This window comes from Rathayibacter sp. AY1A3, from assembly GCF_002930975.1.
Taxonomy (GTDB): domain Bacteria; phylum Actinomycetota; class Actinomycetes; order Actinomycetales; family Microbacteriaceae; genus Rathayibacter.
Genome location: NZ_PSTO01000011.1, coordinates 67467 through 93059, shown reverse-complemented (window position 1 = coordinate 93059; position 25593 = coordinate 67467). Strand labels below are relative to the sequence as shown.

The window sequence follows — 25593 nt, the reverse complement described above, 5'->3', positions numbered from 1 at the left end:
GCTCCCGCGGTCCCCTCGAAGAAGGCGAGCGCGGGTGCGCGGCGGCCCCGGCCTGATAGCGGCGAGCGCGTCGCCCCGGCGGAGCGCGGCTCGGCCGGGCGATCCTCGGATCGCGGCGGATCGACCGGACGGTCGTCCGACCGCGGCGGCTCGGCGGGACGGTCGTCCGACCGCGGCGGCTCGGCGGGACGGTCGTCCGATCGCGGCGGCTCCTCCGCCAGCGGCGGGCGGAGCGACGGTCCTCCGCGCCGGTCCGGCGCCGACAAGCAGCGCCGCGCCGATCGCTAGGCTGTCGGGGTGAACGAGCTCCTGCACCCCGCGCCGCCCGCGATGCGGACGACCGGGACGGTGCGGGTGGTCGGCTCCGGACTGCTCGGCGCCTCCATCGGCCTCGGCCTCGCCTCCCGCGGGATCGACGTCGTCCTCGACGACGCCTCGCCCGCGAGCCTCTCCCTCGCCATCGACTACGGGGCCGGCCGCGCCGCCTCCGCCGACGACCGGCCCTCCGTCGTCGTCGTCTGCGTCCCCCCTGACGTCACCGCGAGCGTCGTCGAGCGCGAGCTCGCGGCGCACCCCGGAGCCGTCGTCACCGACGTGGCGAGCGTCAAGACCCAGCCGCTGCGCGAGCTGCGCTCCCGCGGCGTCGACCTCGCCCGCTACATCGGCTCGCACCCGATGGCCGGCCGCGAGCGCGGCGGACCGGTCGCCGCGCGGGGAGACCTCTTCGTCGGCCGGCCCTGGGTGATCTGCCGCGACGGCGAGACGGCGCTCGACGCGCTCGCGCGGGTGGAGGGCCTCGCTCTCGACCTCGGCGGCACCATCGTCGAGATGGACCCGGAGGAGCACGACCTCTCGGTCGGCCTCGTCTCGCACGCCCCGCAGGTGATCTCGTCACTGCTCGGCCAGCGCCTCCTCGACGCCCCGAACGCGGCGCTCCGCCTCGCCGGGCAGGGCGTCCGCGACGTCTCGCGCCTGGCGGCCTCGGCCCCCGAGCTCTGGATGCAGATCCTGGCCGCGAACCGCGAGCACGTCGTCGCGGTGCTCGACGCCTTCCGCGACGACGTCGCCGCGGTCGCCGACGCGCTCCGCGACCTCGAGGCGCCCGGCTCGCGCCGCGTGCTCGCCGAGCACCTGGCCGCGGGCAACGCCGGAGTGGCGCGCCTGCCCGGCAAGCACGGCCAGGACCAGCGCTTCTCGACCCTGATCGTCCTCGTCGACGACTCTCCCGGAACCCTCGCGCGGCTCCTGGTGGAGATCGGCGAGGCAGGCGTCAATCTCGAGGACGTGCGCCTCGAGCACGCGCAGGGGCGCCGAGTGGGTCTCGCCGAGATCTCGGTGGTGCCCGAAGCGGTCGCGCCGCTGACCGAAGAACTGACCATACGCGGCTGGAGGATCGCCGGATGAGCACCGAGCAGAACAGGCAGGAGGGCGGCCTGAACAGGATGACGCCCGCCCGCCGGGCACAGCAGAGCATCCCGGAGGACGGGGGCGCGGCTCCCGAGCGCGAGGCGCGCTCCGAGGCCGCCGAGCAGGGCGACTTCGGCGAGGCCGTCGTGGTCGCCATCGACGGCCCGGCCGGCAGCGGCAAGTCCAGCGTGTCGAGGGCTGCCGCCCGCCGCCTCGACTTCGAGTTCCTCGACACGGGAGCGGCCTACCGCGCGCTCGCCTGGCACGGGCTCGACCGCGGCCTCGACTTCGAGGACCAGGACGCGATCGTCGACGCGCTCGACGGCTTCGACTACTCCATCGGCACCGACCCCGAGTCGTACTCGGTGTGGGTCGGTCCGACCGAGGTGACCGCCGCCATCCGCGAGCCCCGGGTGACCGCGCGGGTCTCGGCCGTGGCGAAGGTCCCCGAGGTCCGTCGGAGGATCACCCTGCTGTTCCGGAGGATCATCGGCGAGACGCGCCGGGAGGGCATCATCGTCGAGGGCCGCGACATCACGACGGTCGTCGCACCGACCGCTCCGGTCCGGATCCTGCTGACGGCGAGCGAAGAGGCTAGAATGGCCAGGCGTTCGCGCGAGGTCACCACGGAATCCGCCGAGGCGACGGGTCAGGCGCTGCGGTCGAGGGACCGCGCCGACTCGCAGGTGGTCGACTTCATGAACGCCGCAGAAGGAGTCACTCTTCTCGACTCCACTCATCTCGACTTCGAGCAGACCGTCGACGCGGTCGTCGCCGAGGTCCGAACTTCGAGAGCAAGGGCCGGTCATGGCACAGGACACGCACGTCGGTGACGACGAGCTGAACTTCGGAGACGACGACCTCGTCGAGCGCCTCGGCGACCTCGACGAGCAGCTCGCCTCCTCACGCGCGCAGGCGCTCCGCAGCGGACTCGAGGACTACGACCTCGACGAGGAGGACCTCGACCTCCTCGAGTTCGCCGGGGAGGACTCGGACGAGGTCCGCTACCTCCCCGCCCTCCCGGTCGTGGCGATCGTGGGCCGCCCCAACGTCGGCAAGTCCGCGCTGGTGAACCGCATCCTCGGCCGCCGCGAGGCCGTCGTCGAGGACACCCCGGGCGTCACGCGCGACCGCGTGTCCTACAAGGCGGAGTGGATCGACCGGGCGTTCACCATCGTCGACACCGGCGGCTGGGAGCCCGACGCCCGCGGCATCGACGCCTCCGTCGCCATGCAGGCCGAGATCGCCATCGACCTCGCCGACGCCGTCATCTTCGTCGTCGACGCGAACGTCGGCGCGACCGCGACCGACGAGCACGTCGTGAAGCTGCTGCGCAAGACGAAGAAGCCGGTCTTCCTCGCCGCCAACAAGGTGGACGACGCCCGCCAGGAGCCGAACGCCGCATCGCTGTGGTCGCTCGGCCTGGGCGAGCCCCGCCCCGTCTCGGCCGTCCACGGCCGCGGCGTCGCCGACCTTCTCGACGCGGTGCTCGAGAAGCTCCCTCTGGAGTCGGCCGTCGCCAAGCGCGAGGTCGGCGGACCGCGCCGCGTCGCGATCCTCGGCCGCCCGAACGTCGGCAAGTCCAGCCTGCTCAACAAGGCCGCGGGGGAGGAGCGGGTCGTCGTCAACGAGCTCGCCGGCACCACGCGCGACCCGGTCGACGAGCAGGTCGAGATCGCCGGCAAGGTCTGGCGCTTCGTCGACACCGCGGGCATCCGCCGCCGCGTGCACCTCCAGCAGGGCGCCGACTTCTACGCGTCGCTGCGCACCTCGACGGCGCTCGAGAAGGCCGAGGTCGCCGTCGTCGTCCTCGACGTCTCGCAGCCGATCTCGGAGCAGGACGTCCGCATCATCGACCTGGTGCTGGAGTCGGGCCGGGCGCTCGTGCTCGCCTTCAACAAGTGGGACCTCCTCGACGACGAGCGCCGCCGCTACCTCGAGCGCGAGATCGAGACCGACCTCGCCCACGTGGCGTGGGCGCCCCGCGTCAACATCTCGGCCCGCACCGGCCGCCACCTCGAGAAGCTCGTGCCGGCGCTCGAGCTCGCCCTCGAGTCGTGGGACACGCGCATCCCGACGGGCAAGTTCAACGCGTTCCTCGCCGAGCTCACCGCGGCGCACCCGCACCCCCTCCGCGGAGGCAAGCAGCCCCGCGTGCTCTTCGGCACGCAGGCCTCGTCGCGCCCGCCGACATTCGTCCTCTTCACGACCGGGTTCCTCGACCCGGGCTACCGCCGCTACATCGCGCGCCGCCTGCGCGAGATCTACGGCTTCCAGGGGTCGCCGGTGAACGTCAACATGCGCGTCCGCGAGAAGCGCGCGCGCTGAGCGCAGCCGCACCGTGTCCGGCCCGTGGGAGCTCCTCCCGCGGGCCGTCCGCGTCTCCGGGAGGAGCGGTCGTCGAGTCGAGGGGGCGGATGCCGCTCCGATGCGTCTCGATCGAGCAGGTCGACCTCGTCGCGAGCGGGAGTGACGGGCGGCGCGGCGCTGCCGGAGGCCCAGCGGCGTCCCTCGAACCGGGCGGTCGTCTCTCCGAGCGGGCGTCGGCAGGGCCGGGAGGCCGGTCAGTCGCCGGTGGCGAAGGGCCACCACGGCGGCAGGAGCCGTCGGTAGGCGGCGAGGTAGCTGCCGGGATCGCGGGGCGCGGGCAGGCGGAGCCACTGCTCCATCAGGCCGACGGAGCCCGCCGCGAGGAACGAGGCCGTCGCGTCCTCGAGGAACCCGAGCGGTGCGTCCGCGGCCGGGACGTCGAGGATCCCGGTGTCGAGCGTCGCGGAGACGGCGGTGCGGAAGTGCCCCGCGAGCATCGCGCGGAGGCCCGAGTCGCCGCCGGGGGCGTCGAAGGCGCGGAGGTAGAGGTCGCGGTGGCCGTCCAGGTGGCCGAGGACGCGGGAGGTGCCCTCGCGGATGCTCGCGTCGGTCGCGGCGCCGCTCCGGAGCTGCTGCAGGTAGCCCTCGCGGATCGCGTCGAGCTCGTCCTGCAGGGCGGCGCAGAGCAGTTCGGCGGCGGAGGAGGCGTGGGCGTAGAAGGTGGAGCGGTTCACGCCGGCGAGATCCGTGATCTCGGAGACGGTGAGGGTGGCGACGTCGCGGCCGGTCGCGAGTTCGATGATGGCCCGGTGCAGGGCCACCTGTGATCGCTTCTGCCGCGCATCCACTGCTGACGCCTCCCGAGCTGCCGACGGCGCGTCGACCCGTGCCGACGCGTTCCGCGCAGCGAGTCTACGGGGCCCGCTCGTTTTCACTTCCGGCGTCGGCATCCGCTAAGGTAGTCGAGTTGCCCGGGCCTCGGCCCGGTCTGCCACGGGCTGTGGCGCAGCTTGGTAGCGCACTTGACTGGGGGTCAAGGGGTCGCAGGTTCAAATCCTGTCAGCCCGACGGAAAGCCCTGATGAGACCACTGGTCGTCGTCAGGGCTTCCGTCGTTTCCGGGCCTCATCGTGAGGCTGCGGGCCGCTCACCGGAGCGCTGCGGCGACCTCGGCGAAGGCCTCGCGACGTCGGGCGGAGCGCGCCTCCCGCTCGGCGGGATCCCGTGCCCAGAGCGCCTGTCGCGACGGGTGGAAGGTGCGGATCACCGTGAGGCCGCGCTCGCGCTCGATCGCCGGGTGCCGCCTGAGGAGGCGCCGCCAGCCGTGATCGGCGTCGCCGCCCTGCAGGAGGACCACCTCGACGTCGGGGGCGAGCGCGAGCAGATGCAGGACGGTCTCGACGCCGGCGTCGAGCTGCTCGGCGTTCGGCGCCTGGTTGATGTACCAGGGGTAGGCGTTCCACGGCAGCAGGTCGGCGGGGGCGAGGCCCACCTCGTCCATCAGCCCGGCCATGAGCTCCGCCGTCGGGTCGTCGTTCTCGGTGCAGAGGAAGCCGCTTCCGACGCCGTCCTGGGTGGCGGGGCCGGGATCGCGGAGGACGCTGACGACGCGCGCCTCCACTCCGCCGTGCAGGGGAGCGACGTAGGGCAGCCAGCCGCGTCCGTAGGGTTCCGCAGCTCGTCGACCCAGCGGTTCACGGGAGCCACGTGCGGTGCATAGCGCTGCTCCCACTGGGCGCGGCGGAAGGAGAGGTCGGCCATGGAGCGGGGCATGTCCGCACCCTGGAGGGTGACCGGGGCGGCGCGGCACCCTTCCTGGTCGTCGGCCGTGCCGGCGGCGTCCGGACTGAGAAGCCGGAGCGGCATGCACGGCGTCTCCCCGACCGCCCGCAAGGGCGGCGGCAGGCCGGCTCCCTAGCGTCGGTGGACGTGACCCACTCCGCTCCGCTCGCCCGCTGGTGGCGCGAACCCTGGTGGGCGCGGCTCACCCTCCTCGCGATCCTGTGCGGTTCGACGGTCCTCACCGGCTGGAATCTCGCCCGGGGCGGAGACGCCGTCTTCTACGAGGCGGCGGCACGGTCGATGTCGGAGTCGTGGCACGCGCTGGCGTTCGGAGCCTTCGATCCCGCCGCCACGGTGACGCTGGACAAGCTGGCGGGGTTCGCGGTGCCGCAGGCGCTGAGCATCCGGCTGTTCGGCATGTCGACGTCGTCGATCGCGCTGCCGCAGCTGATCGAGGGGCTGATCACGGTCGCGGCGTGCTCGGTCGTCGGGCTCCGGTGGGGCGGCCGGGGGCTCGGGCTGGTCGCGGCGGCAGCGGCGGCGAGCACGCCGATCTTCGTGTCGATGTTCGGGCACCCGATGGAGGACGGGCTGCTCACGGCGGCACTCGCCGTGGCGCTGGTGTGGTGGCAGCGCGCGGTGCTGACCGGGCGGTGGTGGCCGCTCCTGATGACCGGGCTGTCCATCGGGATCGGCTTCCAGGCGAAGATGATGCAGGCCTGGTTCGTCCTGCCGGCGCTCGTGGTGGCGACTCTCGTCGGGGTGCACGGGTGGCGCCGAGCCCTCGCCTGGGCGGGCGGGCTCCTGGCCGTCGCGGTGGGCGCCTCCGTGGCGTGGACGGTCGCGATCCAGGCGGTGCCCGCGGGCGACCGGCCGTACATCGACGGGTCGACGGGGAACGACGTGTTCGCGATGGTGTTCGGATTCAACGGGCTCGATCGGCTGATCTCGGGCGCGGTGCCCGGCGCCGTCGTCGCGTCCGCCCACGTCGCGGCGATGGGCGGAGCGGCGGGATCGTCGCCGGTGAAGCTTCTGCTCGCGCAGTACGCGACCCAGGTGGGCTGGCTGTACCCCGCGGCGCTCGCGGGGCTGATCCTGGGGGCGGTGCGCTGGTGGCCGCGGCGGGGGAGCACCCGCGGTCCGTTCGCCCTCCTGGTCCTGGCCGCGGTGTGGCTGGCGACGGCGGCGGCGGTGCTCTCGGTGGCGACGGTGCCGCACACCGCCTACGTCGCGGCGATCGGAGTGCAGCTGGCGCTCCTCGCGGCGCTGGGCTGGGCGGAGGCGGTGCGGCTGCTCGCGTCGACCCGGGTCGTCGCGCGGCTGGTGCTGCCGCTCCTCCTCGTCGCGCAGACGGCGTGGAGCGCGGTGCTCGCCGTGGGCGGGCAGCTGCCCGCGGTGCTGGGCCTGCCGTTCGCGGCGCTCGCCGGAGCAGGGCTCGTCGTGGTCGCGGTGGCGGCGCGGCGACGGAGGGGCGGTGCGGTGGAACGAGCGGTCGGGAGCCGGAGGGAAGTGGCCCGCCGTCGTCCCGTCGCGCTCGCGGCAGCGGTCGTGATCCTGGCCGGGCCGGTCGCGTTCAGCCTGCAGGTGCTCGACGCGTCCCTCGACGGGTCGGGCGGCGACGCGCTCGTCGGTCTGCGCTTCCCGCAGCGGGCCGAGACCTCGGCTCCGTTCGCGGTCTCATCGCCGGACGCGGTCGGCGGGCACGACTCGATGACCGCCGACGAGACCGGCCTGGTCGCCGCCGCTCGTGCCGCCGGCGGCGGGGTGGACGGCGCGCCCCTGTTCCTCACCGACTCCTGGGCGATCTCGGCGCCGATCATCACGGCGACCGGCGCGAGCGTGCTCACCGACGGCGGCTACTCCGGCCAGGCGCGGGTCTTCACCGAGCAGGACGTCGCCCGGATGATCGCGGCAGGACGCACGCCTTTGCTGGTGCTGAAGAACTCCGCTCCGCCGACCGAGTCGGTGCGGAAGGCCGCAGTGGCGGACAGGTGCACCGAGCTGCAGGAGTGGGGGCCGGCGGCGACGGAGTCGGGGGAGCACGCCTCCGCGGTCACCGGGTTCTCCTTGTGGAGGTGCGGACCCGTGCCGCAGAGCTCGGCGGGCGGGGTGGCGGCTGTCGGCCGGTGACGGCGTCGGGCGAATCTCGCGTCGATGCGATCGCGACCCCGGCGGAACGGCGAGGAGCGGCTGCCGTCGTCCTGCCGCTCGCAGGATCGGGGCGGGCCGAGGAGGTCGGGTCCGCGAGCGGGACGGCCCCTGGCGCCTCGTCCGCGCGATGCCGGCCCGCCGCCTATCCTTGAGGGCGATGTCGAACTCCCGCGCCGAGGCCGCCTACCTGCGCTCCCTCGGCGCTTTCCGGACGCCGACACTCGATCTCCTCCACGGCCGCTACGCGCCGTTCGTCGTCGCCGCCCTGTCGCTCGTGTTCACGGTCGACAGGCAGGCGGTGGCCGTCGCCGACGCGCACGCCGAGGTGGGGGAGCTGCTCGAGGAGCTGCGCTCGGCCGGGTACGACGAGGGCGAGCGCGCGCTGCCGAGCGGCACGGCGCGCGAGGTGTGCCGCTACTGGGTCCGCGTCGGCTGGCTCGTGCCGCAGATCGAGGGCGAGGCCGAGGTCTACCGGCTGAGCGCCCATGCCGTGAGCGCCCTCGAGATCACCGGGCGCACCGGTGGCGGACGCACGCGCGTCTCGAACTCGCGGGTGCGCACCCTGCTGGAAGCGGTCGAGCGGCTGGCCGCGGACGTCGATCCCGACCCGGAGGCCCGGCTCTCGCGGCTCCGCGAGGAGCGGGCGCGCCTGGACGCCGAGATCGCGGCCCTCGAGGAGGGCGCCGGTCTCGAGCCCGCCGACGACGAGCAGCTCCTGGAGGAGGCCGAGAACGTGGTGCACCTCGCCCGCGAGCTGCCGGCCGACTTCGCGCGGGTGGCGGAGTCGATCAAGGCGATGCAGCGCGACGTGGTCGCGGACCTGCGCCGCGACGTCCGTCCGACCGGCGAGGTGCTGCGGGAGTACCTCGAGCGAGGTCAGCACGTGATGCAGGCCACCAGCGAGGGCCGTGCGTTCGCCGGAGCCCTCCGCCTCCTGGGCGACCCCGAGCGCATCGACGCGCTCGCCGACCAGCTCCACACGGTGCTCGTGCAGCCGTTCTCCCGCCTGATGGACCCCGCCCAGCGCGGGGAGCTGGCCGCGATCGGCCGGCGGGTGGAGCTGGGCGTGCAGGAGGTCCTGACCGCGCAGCGTCGCGCGTCCCACGTCATCACGGGCCAGGTCCGCACCCACGACCCGGCTCGCGACCGCCAGGTGGACGAGCTGCTGCGCGACGTGATGGCGGGCCTCCAGGAGTGGACGGGCGGGATCTCGCCGGACGCGCCGGTCGCGCCGCTGCGGCACCTGCCCGTCGCCGGGATCGGCCACCTGCGCCAGACCCTGGGCGACGTGCGCCCGGCCGGCGGGCCGGCGCCCCTGGCCGGAGACGACGGCGACGCTGAGTTCGTCGGCGACGACAGCCGGGCCTGGGGCGGTCCCCGCTACGCGGAGCTGGAGGCCTACGTGTCGGAGCTCGGCGGTGAGTTCGATCTGGCGGACGCGTTCAGCGCGGCTCCGGAGGACACGCGACGGCCCGTCGACCTGCTCGGGCTGCTCGAGATCGCGCACCGGACGGGCCTCGTCGACCGCGAGGGCTACTCCGTGGTCAGCGCCCGCCGACCCGACGGGACTGTGCGCCGCTTCGCCTTCGGATCCGTGACCGCCCGCACCCAGGAGGAGACCGACGATGAGTGACACCCCGGCGACCGACGAGCCCGCCGCCGATCCGTTCATCGCGCCCGTGTCGATGGAGGAGGACCCCGACGAGCTCTTCCCCGGTGACCGCGGCGTCCTCGACACCGAGGTGCGCCGCGTGCTCGTGCACGTGCTGCAGCGACGCTTCCTCCTGGCCGACCGCCACCGCGAGCAGTGGACCGTGCTCCAGGAGCACCGGCAGCTGATCGAGTCGCGGCTGAACGACCTGTTCGTGCGGCTCGTCGTCGACCACGAGCGCGGGGTCGCCTACAAGCAGCAGGTGCGCTCCGACGAGGTGGAGATGCCCGTGCTGTTGCGCGACCTCCCCTACACCCGCGCCGAGACGCTGGTGCTGGTGCACCTGCGCACGGTCCATCAGCGGGAGTCGGCGGCCGGCGAGGCGTCGGCGCGCGTGGACGTCGAGGAGGTCGAGCAGACGGTGCTCAGCTACTTCGCCGACGCCGAGCGCGACACCGCCCGCCGGCAGCGCATGGTCCGCAAGGCGCTGGAGCGGCTCGGCCGCGACGGCATCGTCGACGAGGAGTCCGCAGGGCGGTACCGGATCAGCCCGATCGTGGAGATCGTGCTGAGCGCGCCGAAGCTGCGGGAGCTGAGCGACTGGCTGCGCGGGCGCAGAAGCGAGGAGGCGTCCCCGGCCGGGGGAGCGGCGCTCGCCGAGGAGCCCGGCTCCGTGGATCGGGAACCGGCGGAAGCGGACCTTCCCGACGACGAAGGTCCCGACGACGACACCCCCGACGACGACACCCCCGACGACGACACCCCCGACGACGACACCCCCGAGGACGACCTCCCCGAGGACGACCTCCCCGAGGACGACACCCCCGACCCCGAGGACGACCCCCGATGACGATGCTCGACACCCTCTTCGGCCTGATCCCCGCCGCCTCCCGCGGTCAGCAGTGGCTCGCCGAGGACCTGCAGCTGGTCAACTGGGGCGGCTACGACGGCGCGCACCGGGTCCGCTTCTCGCCCGGGGCCACACTGCTCTGCGGCGGCTCCGGCTCCGGCAAGTCCACGCTGATGGACGCCTACATCGCCCTGATGATGCCGCACACCACGCCGTTCAACGGCGCCTCGAACGGCGGAGTGACGGGCCGTCCGCGCGGCGAGGACCAGCGCAACATCCTCTCCTACGCGCGCGGCAAGCTCGACGAGTCGCGCACGGACGAGGGCACGACCATGCGCGTCCTGCGCGGCGACGGAGTCGACACCTGGACCGCCGTCGCGATGACCTGGGTCGACCACGACGGCTCGCGCTTCAGCGCGGTCCGCGCCTGGTACGTCCCGGCCGGCTCCCGGGTGCTCGAGGAGACCGTGCGGATCCGCGCGAGCGCCGAGGGCCCGGTCGATCTCGCCGCGCTCGACCGGGCGGCGGCGCACCGCTTCTCCGACGCGTCGCTGCGCGCGGCGGGCCTGGATCCGCTCGGCACCGACCGCGAGTTCTCGGCGCGTCTGCACGCGGTGCTCGGCATCGGAGCGGCGGGAGCCGGATCGAAGGCGATGAGCCTGCTCGCCCGCATCCAGGCCGGTCAGCAGATCACGACCGTCGACGACCTCTACAAGCGGCTCGTGCTCGAGGAGCCCGAGACCCTGGCCTCCGCCGACGCGGTCGTCGCCCACTTCGACGAGCTCGAGAGCACCCGGCAGCGGATGCTCACCGCGCGCCAGCAGGTCTCGGCGCTCGAGCCGTTGCGGGGCCTGCGCCTGCGCATCGCCGCGTCCGCGGAGCGCGTGCGCCTCATCGACGCGCTCGGGGAGTTCGACGCCCCGGTGTCGCCGGCGGCCCTGTGGCGCGCTGAGCAGCGCCTCGGCCTGCTGCGCGACGTCGAGTTCGAGCTGCGCGAGCGCACCCGCGCCGTCGACGCCGTGCTCCGCGAGAAGCGGGCCCTCGCCGAGGCGGCGGAGTCGGAGCGGGACGGGCTCGCCGAGGTGCTGCGGGCCTCCGGCGGCGACCGCCTCGAGACGGCCCAGCGCGAGCTCCGCGAGGTGGAGCGGCGGCTGGGCGCGGCGCGCGAGAACCGCGCCCGGCTCGAGGAGGACCTGCGCGCTCTCGGCGAGCCGGAGACCACCCGCGAGCGGTTCGAGGCAGTGCTCGCCCGGGCGGCGAGCGCGGCCGACGCCAAGCGCAGCACCCGTGCGGCCTGGTCGGACGCGGTCGCCGAGCGGAAGGCCGAGGCGCGCGATCTCGCCGAGCTCGAGGCGGAGCAGCGCTCGGCCTCGGACCGTCGGGACAGCATCCCCCGGCCTCTGCACGAGGCGCGCGAGCGGATCGCGGAGGCAGCCGGCCTCACCGCCGACGACCTGCCCTTCGTCGGCGAGCTGGTCGAGGTGCGTGCCGAGTTCGAGCCCTGGCGCGAGGCGTTCACGCTCGCCCTCGGCGGCTTCGCGACGACGCTGATGATCGACTCCGCCCACCTCGACCGCTTCCGCCGCGCCATCGACTCCGTCCGGCTCCCGGTCCGGCTCCGCTACGAGGGCGTGGAGACCGGGCTCGAGGAGGTGCGGGGCCTCGACCCGCAGACGCTGCCCGGGCGCCTCGACTACCGCGCCACCGCCTTCACCGGCTGGCTGCAGGACCGGCTCGAGGACCGCTTCGGCTACGTGTGCGTCGACAGCGCTGCGGAGCTCGGACGCCATCGGCTCGCCCTGACCCTCACCGGTCAGCTCTCGCAGGGGCAGCGCGGTGCGCACGGCGGCCACGGCGCCGCGAACGTCCTCGGCTTCTCCAACTCCCGTCGACTCCGCGAGCTGAACGCCCTGGTCGAGGCGGCCCGGGCCCGCAGCGCGGCGGCCGTCTCGGCGGCGTCGGCGGCGGAGGAGGCCCTCGATGCGCTCGACGACCGGATGACGCGCCACGCCCGCCTCGCGCTGGTGAGCTGGGAGACGGTCGACGTCGAGTCGCTGCTCGCCGAGCAGGAGCGCTGGGAGGCGGTCGGCGCCGAGGCGGCGGAGGCGAACCCCGAGCTCGCCGGGCTGCAGGAGCAGATCGACGGGCTGCGCGGCCGCCACGAGCGCCTCCGCCAGGAGATCGCGCGCGCCGGTGTGGAGCGCGAGCGGATCGAGGCGGAGTGGGCCGTCGTGGTCGACGACGTCGACGCGAGCCAAGCGGTTCTCGATGCGGCGGAGCGCGCAGGACGCGAGCTCGACGACGACCAGCGCGCCTTCCTGGACGCCCGGTTCACGCTGACCGAGGCCGCGGCGTCCGGCAGCGCCTCGGACGTCCTGGTCCGCTTCGACGCAGCGCTCGCCACGGCGGCGCAGCGACTGGCGGAGGACCGCCGCTCCGCGGCCGAGGCGCACGAGCAGCAGCGCGAGAGCGCCGGCCGGATCATGGCCGGCTTCCTCGACCGCTGGCCGAATCCCAACCTGCTCGCGGACCCCGAGGCGTCCGCGGGCGACTTCGAGCGGCTGCTCGACGCCCTCGAGACCAGCGGCCTGCACCGGCTCGAGACCGAGTGGCGCGACAGCCTGCTCACGCTCTCCGGCAACGACCTCACGAGCTTCGACTCCACGCTCGGCCGCTCGCTGCGGGAGATCCGCGAGCGGATCGAGCCGATCAACGTGATCATGCAGGATCTGCCGTTCTACGACGACGGCCACCGCCTGCAGATCACGACGCGCGAGAACCAGTCGGAGGTGCGCCGTCGCTTCCGCCGCGAGCTCCGCGAGGTGCGCGCGCAGATCCAGGCCGTGTCCGCGGAGGAGGAGCGCGAGCAGGTCTACCGGCGGATGTCCCGGCTCATCCAGCGGCTGCGGCGCACCGCGCCCGACTTCGGCGACCTCGTCGACGTCCGCAACCACGTCCGGGTCAGCGCCGAGCGCGTGGACGCCGTCACCCGAGCGCACGTGGCGCTGTACGACCACATCGGTGAGAAGTCCGGCGGGGAGTCGCAGGAGCTGATCGCCTTCATCGTCGGGGCAGCGCTGCGCTACCAGCTCGGCGACGCGGGAGCCGACCGTCCCCGGTACGCCCCGGTCTTCATGGACGAGGCGCTGATCAAGGCCGACGCCCACTTCACCAAGCGGGCGATCGGTGCGTGGCGCGGTCTCGGCTTCCAGCTCGTGATCGGTGCCCCGAACGACAAGTACAGCGCGATCGAGCCGCACGTCGAGGTGGAGTACGACATCCTCAAGGACACGCGCGGACGCTCCTGGGCCAGGCCGAAGGTGGGCCTGGCCCCCTAGGGCTGCTCGCCGATCTTCGCGTGGCTGCGCGAGTAGGCGAAGTAGATCGCGAAGCCCACGGCCAGCCAGATCAGGAAGCGCAGCCAGGTCTCGATCGAGAGGTTGAGCATCAGGTAGGTGCAGATCAGGGCCGAGAGCAGCGGGAGCCACGGGTTCAGCGGGACCCGGAAGCCGCGCTTCAAATCGGGCCGCTTGCGGCGCAGCACCACGACGCCGACCGAGACCAGCACGAACGCCGAGAGCGTGCCGATGTTGACCATCTCCTCGAGCACGCCGATCGGAGTGAGCCCGGCGAGCAGCGCGACGACGATGGTCACGACCACGGAGGTGAACCACGGCGTGCGCAGGCGCGGGTGGACGGTGGCCAGGCGCCGGGGGAGGAGTCCGTCGCGCGCCATCGCGAAGATGATGCGCGTCGCTCCGATCAGCAGCGTCAGCACGACGGTGGTCAGACCGGCGACGGCGCCGGCCGAGATGACCGTCGCCATCCAGGTCTGCCCGTGGTAGGCGAACGCGTTGGCGAGCGCGGCCGACGGGTCGAGCTCGCGGTAGGGGACCATGCCGGTCACGACGAGGGCGACGGCGCAGTACAGGACCGTGCAGATGATCAGCGAGGCGATGATGCCGATGGGCAGGTCGCGCTGGGGGCGGCGGGTCTCCTCCGCGGTCGTCGCGACGACGTCGAACCCGATGTAGGCGAAGAACACCAGGGAGGCGCCGGCGATGATGCCGCCGACCCCGAACGTGGCCGGCTCGATGCCCGAGAGGAACTGGAGCAGCGGCTGGGTCAGACCGGACGCGGACTGCGAGGGCTCGGCGGCGGGGACGAACGGGGTGTAGTTGGCGGTGTTCACGAACTGCAGGCCCGCGATGATGACGAACAGGACAATGAACAGCTTGATCGCGACGAGCACCAGGTTGACGCGCAGCGATTCCTTGATCCCGAAGGTCATCAGCGCGCCGAGCACGAGGACGAGCAGGATCGCCGGCACGTCGACCACGCCGCCGTAGGTCAGCGCCGGCGGGAGGGTCACTCCCAGCTGCTGCAGCAGCGACCCGAGGTACGCGCTCCACCCCTGCGCGACCACGCTCGCTCCGAGGAACAGCTCGAGGATCAGGTCCCAGCCGATGATCCAGGCGAAGAGCTCGCCGAGGGAGGCATAGGAGAAGGTGTAGGCGGAGCCCGACACCGGGACCGTGGAGGCGAACTCGGCGTAGCACATGGCCGCGAGGGCGCAGGCGAAGGCGGCGACGACGAAGCTCAGGACGATCGCCGGTCCGGCGATGTCGTGGGCGGCGCGGCCGGTGAGGGTGAAGATGCCGGCGCCGATGACGACTCCGACGCCGAAGACCGTGAGATCGAGCGCGGTCAGCGACTTCTTGAGCTTGTACTCGGGCTCATCGGTGTCGGCGATCGACTGCTCGACGGACTTGGTGCGGAGGAGGCTCACGGTGGTTCTCTCTGTGGGCTGCGGGGTGGAGGCGCGAGGGCCACTGGGGAGGATAGCGGGGCGGGCGCCTCTGCCGCGCCGGGCGTCGCGCGAGTACGCTTCCCGGCCATGAGCAGGATCTTCTCCGTGGCGTTCGCCGACGTGCACCCCCTCTACGTGGCGAAGGCGGAGCGCAAGGGCCGGACGAGGGAGGAGGTCGACGAGGCGGTCCGCTGGCTCACCGGCTTCTCGGACGAGGAGCTGGCCCGGCACCTCGAGAGCAGGACGACCTTCGAGGAGTTCTTCGCGGCGGCGCGCCTGCCTCCGGAGGCCTCGGCGATCACTGGGGTGATCTGCGGCGTGCGGGTCGAGACGATCGAGGATCCGCTGATGCAGCGCATCCGGTACCTCGACAAGCTGATCGACGAGATCGCGAAGGGACGGCCGATGGCGAAGGTGCTGCGGGCTCCCGCGGCCGGCTGAGCCGCCGGCCCCGGGCGCTCCTCCACAGGCGCCGATCCGCTCCGGTTCTCCCCGGTCCGGGCCGGCGGGATCTCGCGCCGCCGGCGACGCGAGCAGGGTGTCGGACATGACATCCACACAGCGAACCCCTGCTCCTCCGTCCCGCCGCCGCGATCCCGAAGTCCTGCGGGCGAGCGCGATCCAGGACCTCCTGGCGGCCGTCCCCTCCATCATCGGCATCCGTCCGGAGGAGTCCGTCGTGGTGGTGCCGTTCCTCGGCACGCGCGCCGGGGGAGGCTTCCGGATCCCGCTCCCGGAGACGCTGCGCGGGATGGAGGCGGAGGCGCTGGCGGGCGGCTGCGCGGCCATGATGGAGACGATGCCGCGGGCCACCGGTGTGCTGGTGGTGGTCTGCACCCGTGCGGGCTACGCCGAGGAGCGGGGGATCCCGCATCTCGACCTCGGCCACGCGGTGCTCCGGCGCCTGGAGCGCATGCGCCTGGACATCATCGCCGTGGCCTGCATCGCCGCCGACGGATGGGGGCGCTACACGGACGCCGAGGAGTGCCGCAGGCCACGTCCGCTCCTCGAGATCGAGCGGAGCGAGACCGGCGTCCTCGCCCGAGCGGTGGCCGACGAGCCACTGGACATCGACGCGCTCTCCGTGCTGCCGCCGGTCGCCGAGGAGGATCGCGCGCTCGTCGCGGAGGTGCTCCGCCGGCCGCCCCTGGTCGGCGACACGGAACGGCTCGTCGAGCGCTGGCTCAGCGGACCGCGGGACGTCCGCCGCGAAGGACTGATCGTGCGGACCCTGCAGTCGCCGCCCCTCCGCGACCGGGTGACCGTGCAGATCGCGCGGAGCCCGCAGGCAGGAGTGGGAGTGCCGCCCGGCGCGGTGGACGACGCCCGCGCCGGAACGGACGACGACCACGACCTCGAGCTGTCGGCCCTGCTGCTCGGCAGCGGGCGTGCTCCGGAGCGCGGCCGTCTGGCGCGGGCGACCGGGCTCCTCGCCCGCGCCGCCGCGCTGGCGCCGGAGGAGGCGCGCTCCTCCGTGCTCACCGTTCTCGCGTGGTGCTGGTGGGCGAGGGGAGTCTCGAGCCTCGCGGGGCTCCACCTCGACGAGGCGCTGCGGCTCGACCCCGACGACTCGATGGCCCGGCTCTACGCCTCGCTGTTCGCGGCCCGCCCCCTGCCGGACTGGGTGCTCGCGGCCGCTGCCGAGGCCCTCGATGCCGCGAGCGCCTGAGGTCGGGCGCCGGTCGGTGCGCTCGCCTCGGAGACGGATGCTCTTGCGCGGGGGAGGGGACGGCCCTAATGTGCAACCACATGGTTGTACGAATGGACGCCGACATCGACCTGCTCTTCCGGGCGCTGGCCGACAGCACCCGCCGCGACATCGTCGCCCGGGTGCTGGTCGGCGAGCAGTCCGTCTCCGCACTCGCGGCGCGCTACGAGATGTCGTTCGCGGCGGTGCAGAAGCACGTGGCCGTCCTCGAGCGGGCGGCACTCGTCCGCAAGCGGAGGAGGGGGCGGGAGCAGCTGGTGCAGGGCGAGGTCGCCGCAGTGCGGCGGGCGTCGCGCCTGCTCGACGCCTACGAGCAGCTGTGGGCGGGGAGGATCGACCGCATGTCGGACCTCCTCGACGAGGAGTGACACCCGCGAGCCGACCGGCGCGCGGGATCTGCTGGAGGGAGAGGCGCGATGAGCGTGCTGCAGTCCGTGAAGGACATCGAGGAACTGACCCTGACCGTGACCGCCGAGTTCGACGCGGGGATCGAGCGCGTCTGGCTCCTCTGGACGGATCCGCGCCGCCTCGAGCGCTGGTGGGGGCCGCCGACCTGGCCGGCGACCTTCGAGCGGCACGAGCCGGTCGAGGGCGGACGGAGCGCCTACGTCATGACGGGACCGGACGGCGAGCAGGCGCGCGGCTGGTGGCGCGTGACCCGGGTGGAGGAGCCGACGCGGTTCGAGTTCGAGGACGGCTTCGCCGACGAGCGCGGCGACCCGGTCGACGCGCTGGGGATCACCCGGGCCACGGTCACCCTCGACGAGATCGAGCCGGGGCGCACGCGGATGGTCCTCAGCAGCCGTTTCGAGTCGGTCGAGCAGCTCGAGCAGATGGTCCAGATGGGCATGGAGGAGGGACTCCGCCAGGCGATGGGGCAGATCGACGCGATCCTGCTCGAGGACTGAGTCGGCGCCCATGGAGGCTCAGCGCTCGCCGCGCCGAGCCTCCGGGCGGAGGAGCCGTCCGCGCTACTGCTCGGGGTCGGTGAGGGCGGCGGCGTAGGCGCGGACGGAGCGCTGGTACCGGGGGAGCCCCGGAGCAAGCGCCTCCAGCGCGATCCGCAGGGCCTCGTCGACGCGCCCGGCGCTGTGCAGGGCGAGCGCGAGGAACACCTCCCGCGCGGAGCCCACCGCGGGGTGCGCGGCGGCGCCGGCGAGGAGGTCGATCGCCTCGTCGGTGCGGCCGAGGTTCCGGAGTGTCGAGGCGTACTGGATCGTCAACCGCGCCCGCCGCTCGTCATCCAGGCCGGCTGCGAGGGCGCGCTCGTACTCGACCGCCGCCTCCGCCTCGTGTCCCGCGCTGTCGAGGGCGCCGCCCAGCTCGAAAGCGGCGACTCCGTCGTGTCCCGGGTAGCGGGCTGCGAGGACGCGCATCCGCTCGACGACGCCGTCTGGGTCGTCCTGAGCGTCGAGGCGCTCGACCGCCGCGAGCCAGAGGGCGAGCGCGTCGGTCTCGGGGCGGTCGGAGTCGGAGGCGCGTGTCTCGGTCACGCCTCCGACGCTACCGCGCCCGCACAGTGCGGCGGAGCGGGGCTACGAGGCGGTCGAGTCGGCGCCGTCGTCGTCCGACCCGCCGTCGTCGGAGCCGGAGGTGCCCGCTCCGACCGGCGCGGCGCGCCGCCCGGCCTCGATCAGGGCGGTCGACGCAGCCGCTCCGCCGATCAGGGCGAACAGCGCCCAGCCGGCTCCCCACTTGCGCTTGCCGAACAGGGCGTCGAACGAGAGCGCGCCGGGGCCGTCCGCGACGATCGCGGCCGTCGCCGCGACGAGGACGGCGTTGTACTCCCACCCGCCGCCCGCGTTCCACAGGCCGTTGCTCCAGTGCACCTTGCGCACGGCGGTGACCATCGTGGCGACGAGTCCGGCGGCGGCGAGCGGAGTCGCGGCGCCGAGAGCGAGAGCGGCGCCTCCGGCCGTCTCGGTCACCGCTGCGGCGACGGCGTTGCGCCGGGCCGGGTGCATCTCCAGGCTCGACATCATCTGCTCGGTGCCGTCGAGGCCGGGGCCGTCGAACGAGCCCCGCAGCTTCTGTAGACCGTGTCCGACGAAGAGCCCGCCGACGGCGAGACGGAGAACGAGTGAGCCGACCTTCATGGTGACCTCCGGGGTGGGGTGGGGACGTGTAGTGCGAGGGTCCCGGCTGCGCCGCGCCCGGTCAAGGGGTCGCGCCCGGTGAGCGGGCCGCGCAGGAGGCGTGCGCGCTCGGCGAGGGCTCAGAGCAGCGTGTAGGCGGACGCGTCCATCATCACGGTGCCGTCGGTGCACACCTGGAGCTCGGCGGGGGCGCGGACCGCGCCGTCCGGGGCGTCGAGGACCTCGGCGACGAGGAACGCGGAGGTCCCGACCGCGCAGCCGTAGGCGCCGGGGGAGTGCCAGGCGACCCGGACGTCCGCCCGGGTGCCGGGGACGAGGATCACGGGAGCATCGGGGTTCGGGCCGGACGCGTCGGCGACCGCGCTGATCCGGTTCCCGTCGGCGTCGGTCGCGTAGACGCCGGGGATGCCCGCGAGAGCGCAGTCCGAGGAGGAGGTGCTGGTGAGCACGAGGTCGAAGGCGCTGTTCCCGGCACCCGACGCGTCGGGGTCGGGGCGGTACTCCATCGTCAGGTCGGAGCCCGTGCAGCGCGCCGCCGCCGGATCCGCGGCGGGAGAACCGGTCGACGAGGGCTCGGGGGTCGCCGTGACCGTCACGGTCACGGTGGGAGTCGGCGTCGGAGCGGGAGTCGGCGAAGACGTCGGGGTCGCGGTCGCGGTCGGTGTCGGGAGCGGCGTCCGCGCGGACGGGGCTCCGCCGTTGCCCGCGCAGCCGGAGAGGACGAGGACGAGTGCTGCTGCTGCCAGCGCGGAGGCGCCGGTCCGGTGCGAGAACGTGCTCATGTCCGCAGTCTGCCACCGCCCGGACCGATCGGCCCCGCGGATCCGCGAGCATTCTCGGAGGTCCCGGTCAGGGAGGCGGAGGACGGATGCGGCGGGCGTCCGGAGGTGCCCCTCCCCGCGCCCGCCGCACCGGGGTCGGCGCTAGACGCGGACGACCATCTTCCCGGTGTTGCCGCCGCGCATCATCGAGAGGAACGCGTCCACGGCGTGGTCGATGCCGTCGACGACGGTCTCGTCGTAGGCGATCTCTCCGTCGGCGAACCAGCCGGCCATCAGCCGGTTGAACTCCGGCGCGTGGTCGAGGTAGCCGGACAGCGTGAATCCGCGCAGCGTGAGACCGCGGGTGATGATGTTCGCCATGTTGTCGGGGCCGGGCGTCTTCTCGGTGCTGTTGTAGCCGGCGATCGCTCCGCAGAGCGCCGCGCGCCCGCCGTCGCGGAAGGCGTCGAGGGCCGCTTCGAGGTGGTCGCCGCCGACGTTGTCGAAGTACACGTCGATCCCGTCGGGCGCGGCCTCGGCCAGCTGCTCGCGGACCGGGCCGGAGTGGTAGTCGAAGGCGGCGTCGTAGCCGTACTTCTCGGTCAGCAGGGCGACCTTCTCGGCCGAACCCGCGGATCCGACGACCCGCTCGGCTCCGAGGAGGCGCGCGATCTGACCGGCGGCCGAGCCGACGGCTCCCGCGGCGCCCGAGACGAAGACGGTGTCGCCCTCCTTCATGCCCGCGATGGCGGTGAGCCCGACGTACGCGGTGAGTCCGGTCATCCCGAGGATGCCGAGGCGGAGCGAGAGCGGCACTCCGGGGATCTCGGGGACGACGCGGAACTGCGACGACTCGGCCTGCACGACGTCGCGCCAGCCGAGCTGGTGCAGGACCGCGCTGCCGACGGGGAACGCGGGGTCGTCGGAGACGGTCACCCGGCCGACGGCACCGCCGGTCATGGTCTCGCCGAGGGCGAAGGGCGGGGTGTAGCTCTTCACGTCGTTCATGCGGCCGCGCATGTAGGGGTCGACCGAGAGGAAGGCGTTCTCGACGCGGATCTCGCCCGCGGCCGGATCGCCGTACTCGACGGTCGCGGTCCGGAAGTCCTCGGCGACGGGCCAGCCGTCGGGGCGGCGGACGAGCTGGATCTGGGTGCTGGTGACGGTGCTCATAGGACCTTTCGTGGTGGTGGAGCGGAGGGGATCAGAGTGCGAGGCCGACGGCGAGAGCGATCACCGCGAGCAGACCCGGGGTCATCTGGGTCAGCGCGGCGCGGCGCTTGGTCGGAGCGGAGAGGAGCAGGACGAGTGCTGCGGCGACCATCGATCCGGCGCCGGCGAACACGAGGGCCGCGCCGACGGCGGTGGCGCCGATCGCGACGGCGACGATGCCCGCCACGGTGACGACGGCGAGGAAGAGGTTGTAGAAGCCCTGGTTGTAGGCCATCTCCTTCGTCGCCTCCGCCTCGCCGGCGGTCGTGCCGAACGTCGATCGGGCGCGCGAGGTCGTCCAGAGGACCGACTCGAGCACGAAGATGTAGACGTGCAGCGCCGCGGCGAGAGCGGCGAGCACCAGTCCGAGAACGATCACGGCGGGCCTCCAGGCGATGGTCGTGATGCGGAGGGCTCCGCACCGATTGTGTAACGACCAGTCCACAATATACTGGAGCGAGCGGTCCGCGCCAGTGCGGCGCCGCAGCTGTCACCCCTCAGGAGGAGCACCGTGGGTCGCACGCAGGGCTTCGACACCGAGCAGGTCGTCCGCGCCGCCCGCGCCGTCTTCTGGGAGAGCGGCTTCGAGGAGGCGTCGCTCCCGGACCTGGAGTCCGCGACCGGACTGCGCCGCTCCAGCCTCTACCACGCCTTCGGCAGCAAGCGCGGGCTCTTCGACGCTGCCGTGCAGAGCTACCTCGACGAGGTGGTGCGGCCCCGGCTCGCCCCGCTCGTCGATCCGCGAGGGGCGTCGCCGACGGCGCTCGAGGAGTACTTCGCCGGGCTGCGGGCGGCGCTCGCCGACTCCCGCACGCTCTCCGCGAGGAGCGGCTGCCTGCTGCTCAACGCCGCGGGCGCGCCGATCGCACGCGACGACGCCGTGCGCGAGGTGATCGCCGACTACCGGGCCGAGCTGCTGGGCGCACTGCGCGCCGGAGCGCTGGCCCGCTGGCCCGACGCGCAGGCGTGGGCGTCGGCTCAGGCGGACGTCCTCGTGTCGCTCCTGGTGGCCGCGCTCGTGCTGGCCCGCGTCGATCCGGCGCAGTCGCTCGCCACCGTGGACGCCGCGCTCGCGCTCGTCCGATCCTCCGCGCCCTGACGGCCGGCGCGACGAACGCCGGAGCACCGCTCTCGCGCCGGGCCCGCCCTCGCAGCCGGCGCGCCGGGTCGGCCCGCACAGCACGACGCCCCCGTGCGCCTCGCGTCCCGATGGGACGGATGCGCGCGGGGGCGTCGGACGGGCGGGGTCAGTCGGTGCCGGCGTCGAACGCCGCACCCTCCGAGGCCAGGTCGGTGGCGCGTCCGAGCGCATCGGCCGCTGCGGAGCCGCCGCCCTCGGTGATCGCGTCGGCCTCGCCGATCTCGAGCTCGCCGACGAGCTCGGCGGTCGGACCGCCGACGAGGCCGGCGGCCGCGTACTGCTCGAGCCGCGAGCGGGAGTCGGCGATGTCGAGGTTGCGCATCGTGAGCTGCCCGATGCGGTCCTCGGGGCCGAAGGCGGCGTCGCCGACCCGCTCCATCGAGAGCTTGTCGGGGTGGTAGCTCAGCGCGGGGCCCGTCGTGTCGAGGATCGTGTAGTCGTCGCCGCGACGCAGGCGCAGGGTGACCTCCCCGGAGACGGCCGAGCCGACCCAGCGCTGGATGGACTCGCGCAGCATCAGCGACTGCGGGTCGAGCCAGCGGCCCTCGTACATCAGGCGGCCGAGACGGCGGCCCTCCGAGTGGTACTGGGCGACAGTGTCCTCGTTGTGGATCGCGTTCAGCAGGCGCTCGTAGGCGATGTGCAGCAGCGCCATGCCGGGGGCCTCGTAGATGCCGCGGCTCTTGGCCTCGATGATCCGGTTCTCGATCTGGTCCGAGACGCCGAGTCCGTGGCGTCCGCCGATCGCGTTCGCCTCGAGCACGAGCGCGACGGCGTCCGAGAACTCGACGCCGTTCAGCGCGACGGGGCGGCCGGCCTCGAAGCGCACCGAGACGACCTCGGAGGCGATCTCGACCTCGTCGCGCCACGACGCGACACCCATGATCGGCTCGACGAGCTCGAGGCCGCTGGAGAGCTCCTCGAGGCGCTTGGCCTCGTGGGTGGCGCCCCAGATGTTGGCGTCGGTCGAGTAGGCCTTCTCGGTGGCGTCGCGGTAGGGGAAGCCGCGGGCGACCAGCCACTCCGACATCTCGGTGCGGCCGCCGAGCTCGTTGACGAACTGCACGTCGAGCCAGGGCTTGTAGATGCGCAGGCGGGGGTTGGCGAGCAGGCCGTAGCGGTAGAACCGCTCGATGTCGTTGCCCTTGTAGGTCGAGCCGTCGCCCCAGATGTCGACGCCGTCCTCGCGCATGGCGCGGACGAGGAGGGTTCCGGTCACGGCGCGGCCGAGGGGGGTGGTGTTGAAGTAGGTCTTGCCGCCGGAGCGGATGTGGAAGGCTCCGCACTGCAGGGCGACGAGCCCCTCCTCGACCAGCGCGCTCTTCGCGTCGACGAGGCGCGAGATCTCGGCGCCGTACTGGGCCGCGCGGGACGGGACGCTCTCGATGTCGGGCTCGTCGTACTGGCCGATGTCGGCCGTGTACGTGCAGGGCACCGCGCCCTTCTCGCGCATCCAGGCGACGGCGACGGATGTGTCGAGGCCTCCCGAGAATGCGATTCCGACACGCTCGCCCACGGGCAGACTGCTCAACACTTTCGACATGCCTCCGATTTTAGGAGGAACGGGGACCTCCTCCGCGCCGCGGGAGGTCCGAGCCGCCTCCCGGGGCGCCCGCGCGGGGTGCGCTCCGGCCGTGGGAGCACGTCCTCCGTCGATCCGCGTCGATCGCCGCCGCCCCCGACCGGGGCGCGCGAGCCGGCCGGAGGCTCCGTGGTCCGGACGCGGCGCCCGCGCAGCCGGCGCGGATCGCCCGCTCCGGCTGAGTGGTTCCGCGCGGCCCGGATGGACGGCCGTGGCGAGCGCGTGCCAGGCTCCGCTCGACCCCGGCTTCCGCCGCCGCCGCCTCCGAAAGGGCTCTCCGTGCCACGACCTCCTCATCGCCTCGCGGCGATGGCCCTCGCCTGCCTGCTCGCCGCGGGCGGTTCCGCCGCTCTGGCGCCGTCCGCCCTCGCGACGCAGGCCGTCGCCGAGACTCCGACCGCCTTCGTCCCGGGGGAGACTCCGCCCGCCGAGGCGCGCGGATCGCAGACCTACACGAACGCCCTCCTCGGCGGCGACTCGCTCGACGCGGGCGAGCGCATCTTCTCGAACGGAGACTCCGCGAGCTTCGAGATGCAGGCGGACGGCAACGCCGTGATCTACGACGCCGGGCGCCGCCCCGTCTGGAGCACCAGGACCCAGGGCACAGGAGCGACCACGGTGCGGATGCAGGAGGACGGCAACCTCGTCGTCGTGACCGGCTCCGGCACGCCCGTCTGGGCGTCCGGGACCGTGGGAGAGACGGGCGCGCTCGCCCTCATCCAGGACGACGGGCAGCTCGTGGTCGTCCGCCCGAACGGGGACACGGCCTGGTCCTCGGCCGATGAGCAGGAGCCCGAGCCGGAGCCGATCGCCGACGTCCTCGACAGCGGGCGCGAGCTCTCTCCGGGACAGCAGCTGACCGCCTCCGACGGCCGCTCGCGCGCCGCGATGCAGAGCGACGGCAATCTCGTCGTCTACGTGGACGGATCGCCGCGCTGGAGCTCCGTCACCTCCGGAGCGGGCAACCGCCTCGCGATGCAGACCGACGGGAACGCGGTGGTCTCGGCCCCCGGGTCCGGCGTGCGCTGGCAGGCGGGAACGCCCGGGAACCCGGGCGCGCGGATGCGGATGCAGAACGACGGCAACCTGGTGATCACCGCCGCCTCCGGACGGCCGCTCTGGGCGAGCTCGACCTCGCGCGCGCCCGAGATCCGAGACGTCCTCTCCTCCGGCTCGCGGCTCAGCCGGGGACAGCAGCTCACCTCGCCGGACGGCCGGTCGCGCGCCTCCCTGCAGGGCGACGGCAATCTCGCGGTCTACTCGCGGGGGGACGTCCGATGGGGCGCCGGCACCCAGGGCGAGGGCGAGACGCTCTCGATGCAGTCGGACGGCAACGCCGTGGTCACCTCCGCCTCGGGCCGACCCCTGTGGGCCTCGGGTACGGCGGGCAATCCGGGATCCCGCCTGCAGATGCAGAACGACGGCAACCTGGTCGTCTACTCCGCCTCGGGCCGCGCGCTGTGGGCGAGCGACACCCCTCCGGCGCCGCCCGCGCCCGCCGTCCGGGATACCCTCTCCTCCGGGAGCCGGCTCACCTCCGGACAGCTGCTGCGCTCCTCAGACGGAGGGAGCGAGGCGGTCATGCAGGGCGACGGCAACCTCGTCGTCTACTCGCGCGGCTCGGCCCGCTGGGCGGCCGGCACGTCCGGAGGCGGCAACCGGCTCGAGATGCAGTCCGACGGCAACGCCGTGGTCTACGCGGGCTCCGGCGGAGCGCGCTGGCAGTCCGGTACGGCGGGCAGCCCGGGCTCCCGGATGGTCATGCAGAACGACGGCAATCTGGTGATCTACTCGCCGCAGGGCCGCGCACTCTGGGCGAGCGCGCAGGCCGCGGCACCGGCGCCGGCACCGGCGCCCGGCGGCAATCCGCCCCCGCGTCCCGCCGATCGGGACTGCCGAGACTTCAGCAGCCAGCAGGAGGCGCAGGCGTTCCTGGAGTACTGGGCGCAGTGGTACGGCGACTTCGCCCGACTCGACGAGAACCGTCCTCCGAACGGTGTCGCCTGCGAGGACTACCCGTACTGACACTCCGAGATCGCATTCGATCGTGTACGAAGGCCCGCCCCGCTCTGCCGGAGGGCGGGCCTTCGGCCGTCCTCGGACGACGAGAGCCGCCGCCCTCCGCTCTCAGGC

General features: G+C 73.6%; 22 protein-coding genes and 1 tRNA gene. 14 read left to right on the top strand and 9 right to left on the bottom strand.

What is annotated here, in order from left to right; all coding sequences use genetic code 11:
- Window positions 1-330 precede the first annotated feature (330 nt).
- Genes C5C10_RS07505 through der form a run of 3 tightly spaced genes read left to right on the top strand, consistent with a single transcriptional unit; the run spans window position 331 to window position 3735 of the window.
- Window positions 331-1404 carry a prephenate dehydrogenase gene (locus C5C10_RS07505; RefSeq protein WP_104328940.1) on the top strand — a complete coding sequence of 358 codons (1074 nt, stop codon included), beginning with the start codon at window positions 331-333 and terminating at the stop codon, window positions 1402-1404.
- Window positions 1401-2240: a (d)CMP kinase gene (gene cmk / locus C5C10_RS07500; RefSeq protein ID WP_244229618.1), complete on the top strand. Its 840-nt coding sequence runs from the start codon at window positions 1401-1403 to the stop codon at window positions 2238-2240. The genes C5C10_RS07505 and cmk overlap by 4 nt, the downstream gene beginning before the upstream one ends.
- Window positions 2215-3735, top strand: a complete 1521-nt coding sequence (gene der / locus C5C10_RS07495; RefSeq protein WP_104222506.1) for a ribosome biogenesis GTPase Der — start codon at window positions 2215-2217, stop codon at window positions 3733-3735. Before cmk ends, der begins: the two co-directional genes overlap by 26 nt.
- A 236-nt stretch (window positions 3736-3971) precedes the next feature.
- On the opposite strand, the gene C5C10_RS07490 is transcribed toward der, so the two are convergent.
- Complete coding sequence (locus C5C10_RS07490) at window positions 3972-4538, bottom strand: TetR/AcrR family transcriptional regulator (protein ID WP_104222507.1); 567 nt, start codon at window positions 4536-4538, stop codon at window positions 3972-3974.
- 173 nt (window positions 4539-4711) lie between these two features.
- Between C5C10_RS07490 and C5C10_RS07485 the strand changes: the two genes are divergently transcribed.
- Window positions 4712-4785: transfer RNA gene (locus C5C10_RS07485), tRNA-Pro, on the top strand.
- Window positions 4786-4863: 78 nt separating this feature from the next.
- Here C5C10_RS07485 and C5C10_RS07480 read toward each other — a convergent pair.
- Window positions 4864-5337, bottom strand: coding sequence for a uracil-DNA glycosylase (locus C5C10_RS07480; RefSeq protein ID WP_219813240.1), 474 nt, complete (start codon window positions 5335-5337; stop codon window positions 4864-4866).
- 308 nt (window positions 5338-5645) lie between these two features.
- Between C5C10_RS07480 and C5C10_RS07475 the strand changes: the two genes are divergently transcribed.
- The 4 genes from C5C10_RS07475 to C5C10_RS07460 all read left to right on the top strand — a co-directional run bounded on the left by C5C10_RS07475 (window position 5646) and on the right by C5C10_RS07460 (window position 13488).
- On the top strand, window positions 5646-7628 hold the full coding sequence (locus tag C5C10_RS07475) for a glycosyltransferase family 39 protein (RefSeq protein WP_104328933.1): 1983 nt from the start codon (window positions 5646-5648) through the stop codon (window positions 7626-7628).
- 178 nt (window positions 7629-7806) lie between these two features.
- The gene (locus C5C10_RS07470) at window positions 7807-9282 is read left to right on the top strand and encodes a DUF3375 domain-containing protein (RefSeq protein WP_104328932.1); all 1476 of its coding nucleotides are present in this window, start codon (window positions 7807-7809) and stop codon (window positions 9280-9282) included.
- The gene (locus C5C10_RS07465; protein ID WP_104328931.1) at window positions 9275-10150 is read left to right on the top strand and encodes a DUF4194 domain-containing protein; all 876 of its coding nucleotides are present in this window, start codon (window positions 9275-9277) and stop codon (window positions 10148-10150) included. Before C5C10_RS07470 ends, C5C10_RS07465 begins: the two co-directional genes overlap by 8 nt.
- A complete protein-coding gene (locus tag C5C10_RS07460; RefSeq protein ID WP_104328930.1) occupies window positions 10147-13488 on the top strand; it encodes an ATP-binding protein in 3342 nt (1113 codons plus the stop codon). Before C5C10_RS07465 ends, C5C10_RS07460 begins: the two co-directional genes overlap by 4 nt.
- Here the strand turns inward: C5C10_RS07460 and C5C10_RS07455 are convergent.
- The gene (locus C5C10_RS07455) at window positions 13485-14939 is read right to left on the bottom strand and encodes an amino acid permease (protein ID WP_104222535.1); all 1455 of its coding nucleotides are present in this window, start codon (window positions 14937-14939) and stop codon (window positions 13485-13487) included. The genes C5C10_RS07460 and C5C10_RS07455 overlap by 4 nt on opposite strands.
- Window positions 14940-15047: 108 nt before the next feature.
- Between C5C10_RS07455 and C5C10_RS07450 the strand changes: the two genes are divergently transcribed.
- The 4 genes from C5C10_RS07450 to C5C10_RS07435 all read left to right on the top strand — a co-directional run bounded on the left by C5C10_RS07450 (window position 15048) and on the right by C5C10_RS07435 (window position 17576).
- On the top strand, window positions 15048-15401 hold the full coding sequence (locus tag C5C10_RS07450) for a DUF2200 domain-containing protein (protein ID WP_104247170.1): 354 nt from the start codon (window positions 15048-15050) through the stop codon (window positions 15399-15401).
- Window positions 15402-15507: 106 nt separating this feature from the next.
- Window positions 15508-16629: a DUF4192 family protein gene (locus tag C5C10_RS07445; protein WP_146082121.1), complete on the top strand. Its 1122-nt coding sequence runs from the start codon at window positions 15508-15510 to the stop codon at window positions 16627-16629.
- A 92-nt stretch (window positions 16630-16721) separates the two neighbouring features.
- Window positions 16722-17036, top strand: a complete 315-nt coding sequence (locus C5C10_RS07440) for an ArsR/SmtB family transcription factor (protein ID WP_374953252.1) — start codon at window positions 16722-16724, stop codon at window positions 17034-17036.
- A gap of 48 nt (window positions 17037-17084) precedes the next feature.
- Window positions 17085-17576, top strand: a complete 492-nt coding sequence (locus tag C5C10_RS07435) for an SRPBCC domain-containing protein (RefSeq protein ID WP_104222538.1) — start codon at window positions 17085-17087, stop codon at window positions 17574-17576.
- A 63-nt stretch (window positions 17577-17639) separates the two neighbouring features.
- Here the strand turns inward: C5C10_RS07435 and C5C10_RS07430 are convergent, their stop codons facing one another.
- The 5 genes from C5C10_RS07430 to C5C10_RS07405 all read right to left on the bottom strand — a co-directional run bounded on the left by C5C10_RS07430 (window position 17640) and on the right by C5C10_RS07405 (window position 21116).
- Window positions 17640-18161, bottom strand: coding sequence for a tetratricopeptide repeat protein (locus C5C10_RS07430; RefSeq protein WP_258060472.1), 522 nt, complete (start codon window positions 18159-18161; stop codon window positions 17640-17642).
- Between the two features lie 42 nt (window positions 18162-18203).
- Window positions 18204-18764, bottom strand: coding sequence for a DoxX family protein (locus tag C5C10_RS07425; protein WP_104238585.1), 561 nt, complete (start codon window positions 18762-18764; stop codon window positions 18204-18206).
- 119 nt (window positions 18765-18883) lie between these two features.
- The gene (locus C5C10_RS17785) at window positions 18884-19546 is read right to left on the bottom strand and encodes a DUF4232 domain-containing protein (RefSeq protein WP_181073413.1); all 663 of its coding nucleotides are present in this window, start codon (window positions 19544-19546) and stop codon (window positions 18884-18886) included.
- Between the two features lie 141 nt (window positions 19547-19687).
- Entirely contained in the window at window positions 19688-20698 is a 1011-nt protein-coding gene (locus C5C10_RS07410) for an NADP-dependent oxidoreductase (RefSeq protein ID WP_104222542.1), read from the bottom strand.
- A 31-nt stretch (window positions 20699-20729) separates the two neighbouring features.
- Window positions 20730-21116: a DUF1304 domain-containing protein gene (locus C5C10_RS07405; RefSeq protein WP_104325469.1), complete on the bottom strand. Its 387-nt coding sequence runs from the start codon at window positions 21114-21116 to the stop codon at window positions 20730-20732.
- 132 nt (window positions 21117-21248) lie between these two features.
- On the opposite strand from C5C10_RS07405, the gene C5C10_RS07400 reads away from it, so the two are divergent.
- The gene (locus C5C10_RS07400; RefSeq protein ID WP_104238589.1) at window positions 21249-21836 is read left to right on the top strand and encodes a TetR/AcrR family transcriptional regulator; all 588 of its coding nucleotides are present in this window, start codon (window positions 21249-21251) and stop codon (window positions 21834-21836) included.
- 148 nt (window positions 21837-21984) lie between these two features.
- Here the strand turns inward: C5C10_RS07400 and argG are convergent, their stop codons facing one another.
- Window positions 21985-23421: an argininosuccinate synthase gene (gene argG / locus C5C10_RS07395; protein ID WP_104222545.1), complete on the bottom strand. Its 1437-nt coding sequence runs from the start codon at window positions 23419-23421 to the stop codon at window positions 21985-21987.
- Window positions 23422-23769: 348 nt separating this feature from the next.
- Here argG and C5C10_RS07390 point away from each other — a divergent pair, with 348 nt between their 5' ends.
- Window positions 23770-25485 (top strand): hypothetical protein, encoded by a 1716-nt coding sequence (locus tag C5C10_RS07390; protein ID WP_181073412.1) that lies wholly within the window; start codon window positions 23770-23772, stop codon window positions 25483-25485.
- Window positions 25486-25593 lie beyond the last annotated feature (108 nt).

Coding starts and splice junctions, on each gene's coding strand:
- C5C10_RS07390 (WP_181073412.1), top strand. CDS start 23,770: ATGGCCCTCGCCTGCCTGCTCGCCGCGGGCGGTTCCGCCGCTCTGGCG.
- C5C10_RS07445 (WP_146082121.1), top strand. CDS start 15,508: ATGACATCCACACAGCGAACCCCTGCTCCTCCGTCCCGCCGCCGCGAT.
- C5C10_RS07440 (WP_374953252.1), top strand. CDS start 16,722: ATGGACGCCGACATCGACCTGCTCTTCCGGGCGCTGGCCGACAGCACC.
- cmk (WP_244229618.1), top strand. CDS start 1,401: ATGAGCACCGAGCAGAACAGGCAGGAGGGCGGCCTGAACAGGATGACG.
- argG (WP_104222545.1), bottom strand. CDS start 23,421: ATGTCGAAAGTGTTGAGCAGTCTGCCCGTGGGCGAGCGTGTCGGAATC.
- C5C10_RS07410 (WP_104222542.1), bottom strand. CDS start 20,698: ATGAGCACCGTCACCAGCACCCAGATCCAGCTCGTCCGCCGCCCCGAC.
- C5C10_RS07505 (WP_104328940.1), top strand. CDS start 331: ATGCGGACGACCGGGACGGTGCGGGTGGTCGGCTCCGGACTGCTCGGC.
- C5C10_RS07470 (WP_104328932.1), top strand. CDS start 7,807: ATGTCGAACTCCCGCGCCGAGGCCGCCTACCTGCGCTCCCTCGGCGCT.
- C5C10_RS07450 (WP_104247170.1), top strand. CDS start 15,048: ATGAGCAGGATCTTCTCCGTGGCGTTCGCCGACGTGCACCCCCTCTAC.
- C5C10_RS17785 (WP_181073413.1), bottom strand. CDS start 19,546: ATGAGCACGTTCTCGCACCGGACCGGCGCCTCCGCGCTGGCAGCAGCA.
- C5C10_RS07465 (WP_104328931.1), top strand. CDS start 9,275: ATGAGTGACACCCCGGCGACCGACGAGCCCGCCGCCGATCCGTTCATC.
- C5C10_RS07425 (WP_104238585.1), bottom strand. CDS start 18,764: ATGAAGGTCGGCTCACTCGTTCTCCGTCTCGCCGTCGGCGGGCTCTTC.
- C5C10_RS07435 (WP_104222538.1), top strand. CDS start 17,085: ATGAGCGTGCTGCAGTCCGTGAAGGACATCGAGGAACTGACCCTGACC.
- C5C10_RS07460 (WP_104328930.1), top strand. CDS start 10,147: ATGACGATGCTCGACACCCTCTTCGGCCTGATCCCCGCCGCCTCCCGC.
- der (WP_104222506.1), top strand. CDS start 2,215: ATGGCACAGGACACGCACGTCGGTGACGACGAGCTGAACTTCGGAGAC.